Origin of the sequence: Jannaschia sp. M317 (genome assembly GCF_025141175.1) — a bacterium.
Classification (GTDB): domain Bacteria; phylum Pseudomonadota; class Alphaproteobacteria; order Rhodobacterales; family Rhodobacteraceae; genus Jannaschia.
Window position 1 is genome coordinate 3015647 of the sequence record NZ_CP081155.1, and the last position, 15199, is coordinate 3030845.

At 66.5% G+C, this 15199-nt stretch carries 12 protein-coding genes; 5 read left to right on the top strand and 7 right to left on the bottom strand.

Features of this window, described 5'->3' with window-relative positions; genetic code table 11:
* Position 1: 1 nt before the first annotated feature.
* The 5 genes from urtE to urtA all read right to left on the bottom strand — a co-directional run bounded on the left by urtE (position 2) and on the right by urtA (position 6032).
* On the bottom strand, positions 2 to 691 hold the full coding sequence (urtE, locus tag K3551_RS15370; protein ID WP_259915281.1) for an urea ABC transporter ATP-binding subunit UrtE: 690 nt from the start codon (positions 689 to 691) through the stop codon (positions 2 to 4).
* Positions 684 to 1442 (bottom strand): urea ABC transporter ATP-binding protein UrtD, encoded by a 759-nt coding sequence (gene urtD, locus K3551_RS15375; protein WP_259915288.1) that lies wholly within the window; start codon positions 1440 to 1442, stop codon positions 684 to 686. Before urtD ends, urtE begins: the two co-directional genes overlap by 8 nt.
* Entirely contained in the window at positions 1439 to 2731 is a 1293-nt protein-coding gene (gene urtC, locus K3551_RS15380; protein ID WP_259915291.1) for an urea ABC transporter permease subunit UrtC, read from the bottom strand. Before urtC ends, urtD begins: the two co-directional genes overlap by 4 nt.
* Positions 2728 to 4662: an urea ABC transporter permease subunit UrtB gene (gene urtB / locus K3551_RS15385; RefSeq protein ID WP_259915293.1), complete on the bottom strand. Its 1935-nt coding sequence runs from the start codon at positions 4660 to 4662 to the stop codon at positions 2728 to 2730. Before urtB ends, urtC begins: the two co-directional genes overlap by 4 nt.
* Positions 4663 to 4757: 95 nt before the next feature.
* Positions 4758 to 6032: an urea ABC transporter substrate-binding protein gene (gene urtA / locus K3551_RS15390; protein ID WP_259915296.1), complete on the bottom strand. Its 1275-nt coding sequence runs from the start codon at positions 6030 to 6032 to the stop codon at positions 4758 to 4760.
* Positions 6033 to 6369: 337 nt separating this feature from the next.
* Between urtA and K3551_RS15395 the strand changes: the two genes are divergently transcribed.
* Positions 6370 to 7278 (top strand): DMT family transporter, encoded by a 909-nt coding sequence (locus K3551_RS15395; protein WP_259915297.1) that lies wholly within the window; start codon positions 6370 to 6372, stop codon positions 7276 to 7278.
* A gap of 76 nt (positions 7279 to 7354) precedes the next feature.
* Positions 7355 to 8803, top strand: a complete 1449-nt coding sequence (locus K3551_RS15400; protein WP_259915301.1) for a TrkH family potassium uptake protein — start codon at positions 7355 to 7357, stop codon at positions 8801 to 8803.
* Positions 8804 to 8806: 3 nt separating this feature from the next.
* Here the strand turns inward: K3551_RS15400 and K3551_RS15405 are convergent, their stop codons facing one another.
* Together K3551_RS15405 and K3551_RS15410 are read right to left on the bottom strand one after the other, a co-directional pair.
* Entirely contained in the window at positions 8807 to 9301 is a 495-nt protein-coding gene (locus tag K3551_RS15405; RefSeq protein ID WP_259915303.1) for an NUDIX domain-containing protein, read from the bottom strand.
* Positions 9298 to 11058: a serine protease gene (locus K3551_RS15410; protein WP_259915306.1), complete on the bottom strand. Its 1761-nt coding sequence runs from the start codon at positions 11056 to 11058 to the stop codon at positions 9298 to 9300. Before K3551_RS15410 ends, K3551_RS15405 begins: the two co-directional genes overlap by 4 nt.
* A gap of 225 nt (positions 11059 to 11283) precedes the next feature.
* Here K3551_RS15410 and K3551_RS15415 point away from each other — a divergent pair, with 225 nt between their 5' ends.
* The 3 genes from K3551_RS15415 to glyS all read left to right on the top strand — a co-directional run bounded on the left by K3551_RS15415 (position 11284) and on the right by glyS (position 15057).
* Positions 11284 to 12219, top strand: a complete 936-nt coding sequence (locus K3551_RS15415; protein WP_259915310.1) for a glycine--tRNA ligase subunit alpha — start codon at positions 11284 to 11286, stop codon at positions 12217 to 12219.
* Between the two features lie 248 nt (positions 12220 to 12467).
* A complete protein-coding gene (locus K3551_RS15420) occupies positions 12468 to 13001 on the top strand; it encodes a DUF6446 family protein (protein WP_259915313.1) in 534 nt (177 codons plus the stop codon).
* 1 nt (position 13002) lies between these two features.
* Positions 13003 to 15057 (top strand): glycine--tRNA ligase subunit beta, encoded by a 2055-nt coding sequence (gene glyS / locus K3551_RS15425; protein WP_259915317.1) that lies wholly within the window; start codon positions 13003 to 13005, stop codon positions 15055 to 15057.
* Positions 15058 to 15199: the final 142 nt, after the last annotated feature.

Genomic DNA, 15199 nt, shown 5'->3' on the forward strand with positions numbered 1-15199 from the left:
GTCAGACCGAGACGTCGGCCAGAACATCCTCGCGCCGCGCCCCGGCCCGCGCCTCGGACCGCAGAACGGTGCCCCGGCGCAGGGCGACGATGTGATCGGCCAATCCCCAGGCAAAATCGAACCGCTGTTCCACAAGAACGATGGCCATATCGCCTTTCTCGCGCAGCCCGGCGATGACGCGGCCGATCTGGGCGATGATGTTGGGCTGGATGCCCTCGGTCGGCTCGTCCAGCAGCAGAACCTTGGGCTGGGTGACCAAGGCGCGAGCGATCGACAGCTGTTGTTGTTGCCCGCCCGACAGGTCGCCCCCCCGGCGGCCCTGCATTTCGCGCAGCACGGGGAACAGATCATAGATCTCTTCCTTCACCGCCCGCTCGGCCTTGGGCAGGCAGGCGAAGGCGGTGGCCAGGTTTTCGGCCACGGTGAGTTGGGCAAAAACCTCTCTCCCCTGAGGGACATAGGCAATGCCGGAAAGCGCCCTTGCCTTGGCCCCGTCGGGCAGTGGCGCGCCGTCTAGGGTGACGGTGCCGCCCATCGGGTGACGCCCGGCCAATGCCTTGAGCAGCGAGGTCTTGCCGGTGCCGTTGAGCCCCATGACGCAGGTGACCTTGCCGCGTTCGGCGGTCAGGTCGATGCCGTGCAGGATCCGGCTGCCGCCGTAGTCCAGGGTGACGTTGCGCGCCTCAAGCATGGGCCGCCTCCTCTTCGGGTCGGCCAAGGTAGACGTCGATCACACGCGGATCGGCACAGACGTAATCGAGCGAGCCTTCGGCCAGGGACCGCCCTTCGTGCAGAACGGTGACGCGGCAGTTGAGGCGACGGACGAATTCCATGTCGTGTTCGATGACGACAACGGCGCGGGTCCGGGCGGCATCGACCAGCATTTCCGTCGTCCGCTCCCGCTCCGCGCTGGTCATGCCCGCCGCCGGTTCGTCGACCAGCAACAGGCGCGGCTCCTGAGCCAGCAACATGCCGATTTCCAGCCATTGCTTTTGCCCGTGGGACAGAATCCCGGCGCGCGTGTCGAAGGCATCCATCAACCCCACTTGCGCCGCCTGTTCGGCAGCAAGCGCGCGGGTGTCGGGACGTTTCATCAGCACAGTCAAAGGGTTGCGCGGAGCCTTGAGCGCCATGGCCAGATTTTCAGCCACGGTCTGATCCTCAAAGACGGTGGGTTTCTGGAACTTGCGCCCGATGCCTGCGCGGGCGATCTGGGCCTCGGACATCCGGGTCAGGTCGCGCGACAGCTCACCATAGAGGATCTCGCCGCTGTCGGGCCGGGTCTTGCCTGTGACCAGGTCCATGAAGGTGGTCTTGCCCGCCCCGTTCGGCCCGATGATGGCGCGCAGCTCGGGCTCGCCCACGGAAAAGGACAGATTGTCGATGGCCTTGAACCCATCGAAGGTTTTCGACACGCCAGATACTTCGAGAAGCGCGCTCATGATGCGTCCTCCTGGGCGCGTTTGGATCCGGCGTCGGGGCCATAGTCGCCCTGCCGCTTGGCGACGCGACGGTCGGTGTAGACGTCAACCAGACCGCCCAGCCCCTTGGGCGCGAACAGTGTGACCAACACAAAGGACAGGCCGAGCAGCACCAGCCACCAGTCGGTCCACTTGATCTCGTAGAAGCCGAGGTCGATGTCGGGGGCGCCGCCGCCGGTAAACCAGCTGGAGGCAAGCGAGACGACAGCGGCCCCGATCACCGCACCATAAAGCCGCCCGCGCCCCCCGATGGCGACCCAGACCGCCAGATAGATCGAGGCGATGGGCGCGATTTCAGCGGGGTTCACGATGCCCGCCTGCGGGTAATAAAGCGCACCTGCCAGCCCGCAAGCCATTGCAGTTCCGGTGAAAATCGCGAGCTTGTAGTGTTCGACCTCATAACCGAGGAACCGCACCCGCGCCTCGTCGTCGCGAATGCCGCGCAGGACCGATCCGAAGCGGCCAGACACGGTCCATTTCGCCGCCAGATAGGCCAGAGCCAGGGCAACGGCAGAAGCCCAGAGGAACCAGATCGACAAGGTGGATTGCGGGATGTCCGTCAGGCCGGGGATGTTCTGCAGACCCGACAACCCGTTGTTGCCGCGCAGACCGCTGTCGTTCTGGAACAACCAAAGCGACAAGGCCAACGTGCCCGCCTGGGTCAGGATCGACAGGTAGACGCCGACCACCCGCGAGCGGAAGGCAAGCCAGCCGAACACCAGCGCGACAAGACCCGGAACCAGCACGCAGAACGCCAGCTGCAGCGGCAAGGAGCCCGCGAAGGTCCAGAGCCAGGGCACCTCTGAGGATCCGACGACGCCGAAGATCTGGGTGCCGATCGCCTCTTGGACCTCCAACGGGGTTGGCGGCAGGGGCGCGCGGGACAGGGTTTCGAGGACGATCGCCTCGGTCCGGTCCCACATCAGCCACATGCCGATGGAGTATCCCCCAATCCCGAAGAACGCGAAATGGCCCAGCGACAGGATACCCGTGTAGCCCCAGATCAGATCCATGGCGAGCGCGGCGAGACAAAGGCAGAGCGTCTTGCCCAGAAGCTTCACGAAGGAGGTGGACACCAGCCCCGCGCTGGCCATCAGCGTCACCGCGATGGTGACCACAGCCAGCACGGCGAGGAAGATCAGCACGTCGGGGCGGGCGATCAGGGGGCGTCGCCCCGATGGGTGATCCCCGGGTGATCCGGGGGTGATCCCGGTCGGACGCGATCCCGGTTGCAGCGAGGCATCGGTCATTGGGCGAACCTCCCCTTCTGGGCGACAATGCCGCGCGGGCGCACCTGGATGAAGAGGATGATGAACAGGATCATGTAGGTCTGCGCGGCCAGGGTGTTCGAGGGGTTCAACCATTCGATGCCCTTTTGCAGCCCACCGATCAGCCCGGCACCCGCCAGCGTCCCGAAGACGGAGCCGACGCCACCGACCACGACGGTCATGAAGCTTTGCACGATGTAGCCTGCGCCCATCTCGCTGGTGACCTGCGCGTACAGACCGATGGCCACGCCCGCGACACCGGCAATGCCGGAGCCCAGCGCGAAGGTGACCATGCCGACGCGGTCCGGGTCGATGCCGAGCGACGCGGCCATGCCCGGGTTCTGGGTCACGGCGCGCACCTCCAACCCCAGGCGGGTGCGGCGCAGGATGTAGACCAGCGTGGCGAGGAAGATCGCGGCCAGAATGAAGATCGCGATGCGGATATAGCTGATCCCCACCACGTCGTTCAGGGTCCAGGCCCCGGCCAGCCAGTCGGGCGAGGTCAGCGGCACGGCCTGTGTGCCGAAGATGTTCTTGAAGATCTGCTGCAGGGCGACCGAAATACCAAAGGTCGCCAGCAACGTCTCCAACGGGCGGTGGGCCAGATGGCGGATCACCAGACGTTCCAACGCGACGCCGGCGGCGGCGGCGACCACGAAGGCCAGCGGCAGCGCGATGATCAGCGAGATGGTGTAGTCCGGCACGATCTGTTGCACGACATAGCCGGTATAGGCCCCGATCATGATGAATTCGCCGTGGGCCATGTTGATCACACCCATCACACCGAAGGTAATGGCGAGACCAATTGCGGCGAGGAAGTAGATCGAGGCGAGGCTGAGCGCATCGAGGCCCAGATCGGCGGCCTGCGCGCGGGCGACGCGGTTTTCCACCTCGGCCAATGCGGCGGCGGCGGCGGTGGTGATGGCGGGGTCGGGTTCGTCGTAGACCTCGACGATGGGATTGGCGTCCAACAGGGTCGCGACCGCGTCCAAAGGGGGACGTGCGGGGGCGGCTCCGGCGGCGACAAGCACCTCATAGGCGGACCAGCGGGCGGCTTCGGTGTTCAGGCTGGTGACGGGTTGGCCTGCGACGGCGCCCCCTTCGATGGCGGCGATCAACGCGGCGTCGCGGTCGGCGCGGGTCACGTCCTCGGGGACGATGCCTGCGTCGGCCAGCAGCTCCAGCGCCTGCGCCTCGGTCAGGTCCGTTCCGACCTTGAGCGCGCGGGCGATGTTGGCATCGGCGTCGGTCGCGCCCACAACGGTTTGGGTCGTCAGAACCGCGTTCAGCGCGGCCCGCGCCTCCAGCGATACCTGAGACGCCATCCAGTCGATGGCGGCAATCCGAACGGCCGGATCGGTGCCGAAACGAATGGAAATCAGGCGATCCAGCGCCTCCTTGCGGGCGCGGATGGCGCGGTTTTCCTCGCCTTCGATCGAGGCGCGTAGCGGGGCCAGCAGATCGGGCGTCGGATTGCGCGACAGCGCGTCGAGCGCGGCACGGCGGCGATCCGGGTCAGGGTCGCTCAGCTGGAACTGGACCAGGGCCGTGGCGATCAGCTTGCGCACGCCTGCGTTGGGTTTCAGTTCGGTCGCGTCGCGGCGACCGACCTCGCCCGCCTCGCTGCCGTCTTCGACAGAGCGCAGGGCGTAGACGTCGCCTTCGCGTGTGCCATAAAAGAACAGGCCATCGGCGTCGCGCTGCACCACACCCTTGTCGGCCCAGGATTCCAGAAAGCCGGTCATCTGCGGCAGGCCAGAGGCGGCGAGGTCGTCCAGCACCGGCTGAATGGTGCGGCGCGACGGCTTGGCGAGGTCCGCGGAATGGGTTTGCAGCAAGGTCTGCATCGGGCCGTCCTGCGCCAGGGCAGGCAACGGCAACAGCAGGAATGCAAGAGCGATCAGAAGGCGCATGATATGTCCGGGCACAAGTGCAGGGCGGTGTTTGACGCCGCCCTGCGAAAGAGGGATGCGCCGGCCCGGGGAGAGGCGGGCCGGCGCGGTGCGGATCAGTAGTTGGACTGGATCTGCACGCAGCTCTCGGTCTCGGTGTTGTACATGCCACAGCCGAGGCCCGGCCAATCCGAGGTCAGGACCGCCGATTCCGGCAGGTGGTCGGTCCAGGCGTCGCCCGGCACTTCGGAGGTCTGCGAGATGATGTCGAACTGGCCATCCTCGGTGATCTCACCGATCAGAACCGGCTTGGCGAGGTGGTGGTTCGGCAGCATGACCGCGGTGCCGCCGGTCAGGTTCGGGAACTCCTGGCCGTACATGGCGTCGCGCACGGCGTCGACGTCGGCGGTGCCGGCGGCTTCGACGGCGTTCACCCACATGTTGAAGCCGATATAGTGGGCCTCCATCGGGTCGTTGGTCACACGCTCTTCGCCCATCCGCTCTTTCCAGGCGGCGACGAATTCGGCGTTGATGTCGGTGTCGGCGGACTGGAAGTAGTTCCAGGCAGCCAGGTGACCGACGAGGTTGGTGGTATCCAGACCCGACAGCTCTTCCTCACCGACGGAGAAGGCCACGACGGGGATGTCGTCGGCGCTGATCTCGGCGGCGGCGAGTTCCTTGTAGAAGCCGATGTTGGCGTCGCCGTTGATGGTCGAGATGACGCCGACCTGGCGGCCGTCCTCGGACATTTCGACGACGTCACCGACGATCGTCGCCCAGTCGGAGTGACCGAAGGGGGTGTAGTTGACGAAGATGTCCTCGGCGGCGATGCCCTTCGACTTCAGGTAGGCCTCCAGGATGTTGTTCGTGGTGCGCGGGTAGACGTAGTCGGTCCCCAACAGGGCGAAACGTTCCACGCCCAGTTCTTCCAGGAAGTAGTCGACCGCCGGGATCGCCTGCTGGTTGGGAGCGGCGCCGGTGTAGAAGACGTTCTTGGACGATTCTTCGCCCTCGTACTGGACCGGGTAGAACATCAGGCCGTTGAGTTCCTCGAGAACCGGCAGGGCCGATTTACGCGAAACTGAGGTCCAGGAGCCGAAGATCACATCGACCTCTTCGACGGTCAGCAGCTCGCGCGCCTTTTCGGCGAACAGCGGCCAGTCGGAGGCCGGGTCGACCACGACGGCCTCCAGCTCGCAGCCCAGCAGGCCGCCGGCGGCGTTCTGCTGGTCGACCAGCATCTCGACGGTGTCTTTCAGCGTCGTCTCGGAAATCGCCATCGTACCCGAAAGCGAGTGCAGAACGCCGACCTTGATCGGGCAATCCTGGGCAAAGGCCGGCATCGCAGCAGCAGCAAAAGCGGTGCAAAGCAGAGTTGTCTTGAATGTCATGTCTGTCCCCGTGTTTGACGAAGCAGACCCTGCCGCCGGGGCGCGGCAGGTGCCAAAGATGTGAAGAGCCTTTCCAGCGCCATGCAGAAAAACGCACAATTATTGTGCATAAGTCGCGGGTTTGGCGCAGCATTGGACAGACCAAAATGCCAAAGCCTGAGGCGTTCGCCGCGAAAACTGGCAGAAGCGAGGGGCAGTCGCAGTGCATTTGCACGATTCGCGTCGCCTTCTAGCGCCCAGTGGTCGCATTTCCACGCCCGGTTGCTTGCGCCCAGTCTTCGGTCGGTACCGAAACCCCGACCCTGTTGCACACCGCCCATCCGGGGTAGCAGGCCGCATGTCTCAGACCACAGATACCCCCGTCTCGCTTCCGACCCTGTCCAACTGGGTGTCGGTCATTGCACTGGGGTTGATCTGGGGCGGCACCTTCATGGTCGTGGCCATCGCATTGCGCGGCTACGGGCCCGTCACCGTGGCGGCGGCGCGCACGACCTTGGGGGCGCTGGCGCTCTTGTCCCTGGTGTGCGTGTTGCGACGCCCCTTGCCCGCGCCCTCGTCCGCGTTGGCGGGCTTTGTCGTCACCCTCGGCGTGCTGACCACCGCCCTGCCCTTTGTGCTGCTGTCCTGGGGCCAGCAATATGTGCCCTCGGCCTTTGCGGGGCTCAGCATGGCGGTCCTGCCGTTGTTCGTCTTGCCGCTGGCGCATGTCTTTGTGCCGGGCGACCGGATGACCTGGCGCAAGTCCTCTGGCTTTGCGCTTGGACTGACCGGGGCGCTGGTTCTGTTGGGTCCGGGGATCTTTGCGGCGGGTGACGGCGACCTGGCGGCCCTGGGGCGGATTGCCTGCGTGGCCGCGTCCATCAGCTATGCGGTGGGGTCGATCCTGACCCGGCGCTGTCCGCCCATCGACGGGATGTGGTTGGGCGCGTTGACGTTGCTGGTGGGGGCGGTGATCCTTGTCCCGACGATGCTGTTGACCGAGGGCGTGCCCGGTGCAGCAGCGCCCGGCGTTATGCTGGCCATCGTCTTTCTGGGTCTCGTCCCGACCGCCTTTGCGGCCTATCTGCGCGTGTCGGTCATCCGCAGCGCGGGGCCGTCCTTCATGACGCTGGTGAACTATCAGGTGCCGGTCTGGGCCATGATATTCGGCACCGCCGTCCTGAGCGAGGTCCTGCCGAGCCGGTTTTACCTGGCCCTGGCCCTGATCGCGACCGGCCTGTTCGTCAGCCAGATGCGGCGCCGCTGAGGCATCGGGCGCAAACACGCGCCGCCAACGCACGCCGCCCATTGACACCCGAAGCCCCCCGCCGGAGACCGGTGTGATGCTGGACGTGCGCCCCGTTGGATATGTGATCGGCCTGTTGCTGGTGGCCCTGGGGGCGTCGATGGCGCTGCCGCTGGCGGCTGACGTGATGGCGGGCAACGGCCATTGGCCGGCGTTCTTCGAATCCGGGATGCTGACGATCCTTGCGGGCATGTCGCTGGCGCTGGCCTGCGCCAACGCCGTGCGCACCCGACTGAGCCTGCAGCAGACGTTCCTTTTGACCACGGGCGTGTGGCTGGCGATGCCGATCTTCGCGGCGCTGCCCTTTGTCTTCGGGGCCACCGACGCCAGCTATACCGATGCCTTCTTCGAGGCGATGTCGGGTCTGACCACAACCGGATCAACGGTGCTGACCGGGCTGGACGACCTGCCGCGCGGGATCCTTTTGTGGCGGGGGTTGCTGCAATGGTTCGGCGGTATCGGGGTGATCGTCGTCGCCATGGTCTTCCTGCCGGAGCTGCGGGTCGGGGGGATGCAGATCTTCCGGTCCGAGGCTTTCGACACCATGGGCAAGGTGTTGCCGCGCGCGGCAGAAATCTCGTCAAGGATTTCCACCGTCTATGTCGGGATCACGCTGACCTGCGCGCTGGCCTATTCCGCGGCGGGAATGGGGTCGTTCGATGCACTCGTCCACGCGATGACGACCGTCTCAACCGGCGGTTTCGCCAATTACGACGCCAGTTTCGGGATGTTCAGCGGCCCGCATGAATACATCGCGACCGTCTTCATGCTGGCGGCGGCCTTGCCGTTCGTTCTCTATGTGCAGCTTCTGGCGGGGAGCGGGCGGCCCTTGCTGCGCGACAGCCAGGTGCGCGCATTCCTGGGGGTTTTCGCGGCACTCGTGCTGGTGACCGCCGTGACGTTGATGGTCGTCGACAAGTTTCCGATCGAACGCGCCCTGCGCGAAGCCCTGTTCAACATCGCCTCGATCCTGACCGGCACGGGCTATGCCAGCGTCGACTACATGCAGTGGGGTGCCTTCATCATCACGCTGTTCTTCTTTTGTGGGCTGATCGGGGGCTGCGCGGGATCGACGTCCTGCTCGGTCAAGATCTTTCGCTATCAGATCCTGTTTGCCGCCGCCCGCGCGCAGATCCGACGCATCCATTCGCCACACGGGATTTTCAACGCGCGCTACATGGGGCGCAACGTCAGCGACGACGTGCTGTCGTCGGTCATGGCTTTTTTCGTCCTGTTCGTCGTGACGTTGGGCGTCTTTGCGGTGGCGCTGGCCATGACGGGGCTGGATTTCCTGACCGCGGTGTCTGGGGCCGCAACGGCGGTGGGCAACATCGGGCCGGGCCTGGGCGACATCATCGGACCGGCTGGCAACTTTTCCTCGCTCAACGACATGGCGAAATGGCTGCTATCTGCGGCGATGCTGATCGGGCGGCTGGAATTGATGGTGGTCTACGTGCTGTTCACCGCGCGGTTCTGGCGGTCCTGAGGGTCAGACGACCTGAAACTGGCCCGTGTCCCGAAATGCGCGCCAGTGGGCAAAGGTGGGGTATTCCGGTTTGCAGAACGTCCCCGGATCGACCTCCGCCTCGGTGACGAAGCGGAAGGCGGTGGCCTCGCCGTCGTTGGCCCGCAGGGGACCGGGGTTCAGGCGCGCGTGGATCAACAGGCAGACGGCCTGCACCTGGTCGCCATTGGGATAGACGTGACGCTCGACGATCGGATCGGAGGACAGGCCAAAGGGCGTCAGGTCGCGCACATCGGCATTCGCCTCTTCCCGCGCTTCGCGGCGGGCGGTGTCCATCAGCGACTCGCCCAGCTCCATCCCGCCGGACAGCAGGCCCCACTTGCCGTCATCGGCACGGCGGATATTCAGGAACCGCCCGGCGTCGTCCTCGATCAACAGACGCGCCCCGATGTTCAATAGCGGCTCTGCACCCACCCGCGCCCGAAGACGGCCAAGGTAGCTTGCGGCGAAACCGCTCACTCCCAGCAGCTGACCAGAACGGTCATTCCGGTGGCGCGCGTCGTCAGATCCTCAGGTGCGATGGCCGCGCCGTCCTGTGCGACAGATGCACGAATGCCCGCCGACTGCAGCACCGCCTGCAACGTCGATGCCTTGGCCGCGATGGCCACGTCGCCCGGCAGTGCCCGCGACCCATCGCCCGGCGGCGGCAACAACAGGCCGGCAACCCGCCCCGAACTGTCCAGAACCGGACCGCCAACGTCGCCTGCCTGCGCGGCCAGCGCCAGACGCAGAACCGCGTCGGACCCGTCCAGCCCGCGCACATCTTCCAGCGTGCCGAAGGTCAGCGTCGCCGCCCCCAGGACGCCACCGTAGGGATACCCACCGACCGAGACCGGGGCGCGAAGGCGGCCTTCGGTGGGGGCCAGCATGGCGACCTCGACCGGGGCCAGGCGACCCGTGGGGCGCAGAATCGCGATGCCATCGGCCGAAAGCGCCACCTCCGCGTCGTGCAGTCGGTCCAACGTGATCCGTCCGCACCCGGCCACGGTATCCGCCGCCGTGGCCACGCGCCCCTGCCCGTCGACAAAGAACCCCGAAGCGGAACGCAGCGGTTGCCGCACCTCCAACCCGGACACCATGTCGAAGCTTTGGGTCGCGGGGTCGAAGCCCTGATCGGGATCCAGCGGCGGACCGATCTTGCGGATCGTCTCGTCCATCGCCGCCAGGGCGCGCACGGCCGACGCCTGCTGCGCATCGGGCCAGCTGAGCAGGTAGCCAAAGATATGGCCATCTTCCAGCCGGGCGGTCACCTGGGTCGTGCGCCCCGGCGCCTCGCCCCGGATCGAAAAGCTGTCACGGGCCTTGGACCGGTCGCCTTGGGTCGGCACCACGTCCAGCGTCTGCAGGATTTCGTACAGCCCGCCCAGCGCCGCGCGGTCGCCCGGCTGGCTGATCAACGACAGACGCATGCCGCTGCCGTCTTTCTGAACGTAGTGGACAAACGGGGCTTCGATCCGGTCGAACCTGACCAGGCCGAGCGGCGCCGTCAGCGACAGGCCCGCCTGCTGTTGAACCAACGGCTCCAAGCCGAGCGCGGCCTGCGCGGCGCGGTAGTCGTCCATCAGGCGCGCCCGCTGCCGGGTGGTCAGAATGCCGCTGACGTCTTCGACACCGGCATCCTGCTGCCAGGCCGCCATGGAGGCGCGGGTGCCGCGCCCATAAGATCCGTCGATGGCCGCCGTGTAATAGCCGAACCATTGCAGGGCCCGCTGCAGGTCACGTTTTTCGTCGCGCGAAAGCTGCGCTTCGGACCGCTGCGCTTCGCGGCGGGTTTCCTCCGGCTCGGGCACCGGTGCCGGTGCGGGGTCCGGCGTGGCCACGACGACCGGCGCGGCGGGCACGTCCGGCCTGGGGGCCTCGGCCACTGCGGGCGGGGTCGGCGTGTCGATGACACCCACCGGCCAGAACCGGTCGCGGTAGGTGTTGCCGTCGCTGACATAGCTGTCGCGCGGGATCAGCCCCTCTCGGCGCAGCTGCCGCAGGACGGCGCGGGCCTCGGTCTCGGGATAGGGGCCCAGCGCGATGCCGTACCAGCCGCCGCCCAGTCGGAATCCGTTCAGGTTCGGCAGCAGCCCGCCATAGGCGCGGGCGCGGGCCTCGGCCTCGCGCAGGTTGGGATGCGCTTCGATCTGGACGTAGACACCGGTGCCTTGTGCCTGAACACCACCGGCCATGGTCATCAGCAGCATAAGCCCCGCCAACAGAAATGCGCGCATCCTCGAACCCTCGGCCATCCAAAAGAAATATAGCAGCCTTCCTTCCAAATCGCGCGTCGAAGGGGAAGGGATTGAGCGCCCAAGCCGCCGCCCTGCCCCGCTTGGCGTGCGATGTGTTGCGCACGGGTCGCGGTGCGCCCGCCCGCGCGGCACCGCAAGGCCCGCGTTGACCCGCCGCGTGCCGCCGTCTAGACGCGCAGCCGACCCACCCGACCGGAGGCCCGCATGTCCGCACCCGACGCGCCCAGATCCTTTCAGGAAATCATCCTGAGGCTTCAGACCTACTGGGCCTCGCAGGGCTGCGCCATTCTGCAGCCCTACGACATGGAGGTGGGTGCCGGCACCTTCCACCCGGCCACCACCCTGCGATCGCTGGGCGACAAGCCCTGGGCCGCCGCCTACGTGCAGCCTTCGCGCCGTCCGACGGACGGGCGCTATGGCGAGAACCCGAACCGGTTGCAGCACTACTATCAGTATCAGGTCATCATCAAACCCTCGCCGCCCGACCTGCAGGACCTGTATCTCGGCTCGCTAAAGGCGATCGGCGTGGACATGGATCTGCACGACATCCGCTTTGTCGAGGACGACTGGGAAAGCCCGACCCTGGGGGCCTGGGGCCTGGGCTGGGAGGTTTGGTGCGACGGCATGGAAGTCAGCCAGTTCACCTATTTCCAGCAGGTCGGCGGTCACGATTGCCACCCGGTGTCCGGCGAGCTGACCTATGGGTTGGAGCGGCTGGCGATGTACATCCTGGGCGTCGATCACGTCATGGACATGCCGTTCAACGATCCGCAAACGCCGATCGCGCTGACCTACGGCGACATCTTCAAGCAGACCGAAGAAGAATACGCGCGCTGGAACTTCGACACTGCGGACACCGCGGTCCTGCTGCGGCAGTTCGAGGAGGCGGAGGCGCATTGCGCCGAGATCCTGTCGAAGGATGCCCTGGACCCCAAGACCGGCAAGCGCATCGTCATGGTGCACCCGGCCTATGACCAGTGCATCAAGGCCAGCCACATGTTCAACCTGCTGGACGCGCGCGGCGTGATCTCTGTCACGGAACGTCAAAGCTACATTGGCCGTGTGCGGGCCTTGGCCAAGATGTGCGCCGACGCCTTTTTGCAGACCGGGGCCGGTGGCTGGACACCGGGCGCCGCCTGAGGCGGGGCCGGACCGTTCGACCAACCCGCCTGCAACCGCGCCCGCCGAGCAGCGGCGCATCCTTTGGCGCGGATGGCTTGGGACCTGCGACTGCCGGCCAGAGGCCCGGAAGCAGGCCAAGTCGCCGCCTTGTCGCCCGGTCCAACCCGCCCCGCGACCCCGTCACCCGCGACATCGCGCGCGCCCCGCTTGCCCGTGCGCGCCCGCCGGTGTAGGCCGCGCCCGGACATAACACCCCGGAGGACACCTTGGGAAAGGCCGTTGTCATCGCCATGCTGCTTGCTGCCCTGCTGGGTGGTGTCGGCATCTGGTACACCCAGACCCGCGCCTATTATTCCGAGGTGGCGGGCCCCGTGTCGCTGACCTTTTCCACGGGCGGGGATCTGACGACCCTGCCCGCCTCTGAGGTGCGCGCCATTGCGTCGGTGTCTTCGCCCCTGGGATTCCGTGCCTGTTTTGCCCACGATCTGGACCTTTTGACCGTTCCCGATCTGGCCGATCCCCACGCCCAGGCCGCACCGACCGTGGCCCCTGGATGGTTCGACTGTTTCGACGCGAAACAGGTCGCGGGCCTGCTGGACGACGGCCTCGCACAGGGGTTCGTGGCGATGAAGAACGTGGCCTTTGGCGTGGACCGGATCGTCGCCCTGTCGGCGGATGGACGCGGCTGGGCCTGGCACGAATTGAACGAATGCGGCCGCAAGTCCTACGACGGCACCCCCGTCGGAGAGGCCTGCCCCGACCGCGCGACCTACACCCCGCTGACCGAGGGATCCCTCTGATATGGCCGACCTGCTGATCGAACTCTTTTCCGAGGAAATTCCCGCGCGGATGCAGCGCCGCGCCGCCGCCGACCTGCAAAAGCTGGTGACCGATGGCCTGGTCGAGGCGGGCCTGACCTATGCGGGCGCGGTCGCCCATTGCACACCGCGCCGCCTGGCCCTGTCGGTGCAGGGCCTGACAGACGAAAGCCCGACCACAACCGAGGCCCGGCGCGGGCCCCGCGTGGATGCGCCAGATAAGGCGCTGGCAGGCTTTCTGCGGTCCACCGGTCTGACGCGCGAACAGCTGGACGAAGAAGACGACAAGAAAGGCCGCGTGTTTATCGCCCGCATCACGAACCCCGGCCGCCCCGCCGCCGAGATCGTGGCCGAGGTGCTGGAGACGACGATCCGCAATTTCCCCTGGCCCAAGTCGATGCGCTGGGGGGCCGGATCCCTGCGTTGGGTGCGCCCCCTGCGGTCGATCCTGTGCATCCTGACGCGCGAAGACGGGTCCGAAGTCGTGCCGCTGACCGTTGATGGCATCGTGGCGGGCGACACGACCGAGGGGCACCGGTTCATGGCCCCTGCCCCGTTCCGCGTCACCTCCTTCGATGACTACGAGGCCAAGCTGAAGCGCGCCCACGTGATCCTGTCGTCCGAGGAACGGGCCGACGCGATCTGGCACGACGCCACCAACCAGGCCTTTGCCGCCGGGTTGGACGTGGTCGAGGACAAGGGCCTGCTGGCCGAGGTGGCGGGACTGGTCGAATGGCCCGTCGTCCTGATGGGCGAGATCGGCGTGGACTTTCTGGAGCTGCCGCCCGAGGTTCTGCAAACCTCCATGAAGGAGCATCAGAAGTTCTTTTCCGTCCGCGACAAGACCGGGCGCATCACCCGGTTCGTCACCGTCGCCAACCGCGAAACGGCAGACGACGGGGCGACCATTCTGGCAGGCAACAACAAGGTGCTGTCTGCGCGGTTGGCGGATGCGAAGTTCTTTTGGGAAAACGACCTGCGCGTGGCCAAGGCAGGGATGGAGCCGTGGCTGGACGCGCTGTCGAACGTCACCTTCCACGCCAAGCTGGGGTCGCAGCGCGCACGCATCGACCGGATTGCTGCGCTGGCCCGCGAAATCGCGCCCGCCGTGGGGGCCGCCCCCGATCTGGCCGAACGCGCGGCACGGCTGGCCAAGGCCGATCTGTCGTCCGAAATGGTCTACGAGTTCCCTGAATTGCAGGGCCTGATGGGCCGCTACTATGCCCAAGCCGCGGGCGAAGACCCCGCCGTGGCACAGGCCGCGCAGGAACATTATTCGCCGCTAGGCCCGTCCGACGACGTGCCGACCGCGCCCGTGTCCGTGGCCGTGGCGCTGGCCGACAAGCTGGATACCCTGGCGGGGTTCTGGGCGATTGACGAGAAGCCTACGGGATCCAAGGACCCCTACGCGCTGCGCCGGGCCGACCTGGGCGTGATCCGGTTGATCTTGAACAACGCGCTGACCCTGTCTCTGAAGCCGGTGATTGCAGCGGCCAATGCCGAGGCCGAAATTGCGGACCTGCTGGCGTTCACGCACGACCGCCTCAAGGTGCACCTGCGCGACGAGGGCATTCGCCACGATGTCATCGACGCCTGCCTGACCGGGGAGCGGACCGACGATCTCGCCGATCTGGTGGCACGGGCGCGCGCGTTGAACGACGTGCTGGCGACCGAGGACGGAACCAACCTGGTACAGGGCACCAAGCGCGCCGCCAATATCCTGGCGCAGGCCGAGGCGAAGGACGGCGTGGAGTACAGCTATGGCGCCGACCCGAAGCTGGCCGAGACGGACGCCGAACGCGCGCTGTTCGACGCGATGGCCACCGCGCGGCCCCGGATCGACGCGGCGCTGACCGCCGAGGACTACCCGTCGGCCATGGCCGCACTGGCCGCGCTGCGTGGCCCGATCGACGCCTTTTTCGAAGCGGTGCAGGTCAATGCCGACAACGAAATCGTGCGGCGCAATCGCCTGAACCTGTTGTCGGAGATCACGCGCATGGCCGCAAAGATCGCTGATCTGACGCGAATCGACGGCTGAACCGGCCCCGAAAACGCCCCCTTAGGGGGCGGTCCCCCTTTGCATTTCCGCAACAGCAGGGATCGGCCCCAGATTTTCCCGCAATAACACTTAAGAAATGCGGAGCGGCTATGTAACATCTTCACGACGTCCTTGCCGCGCT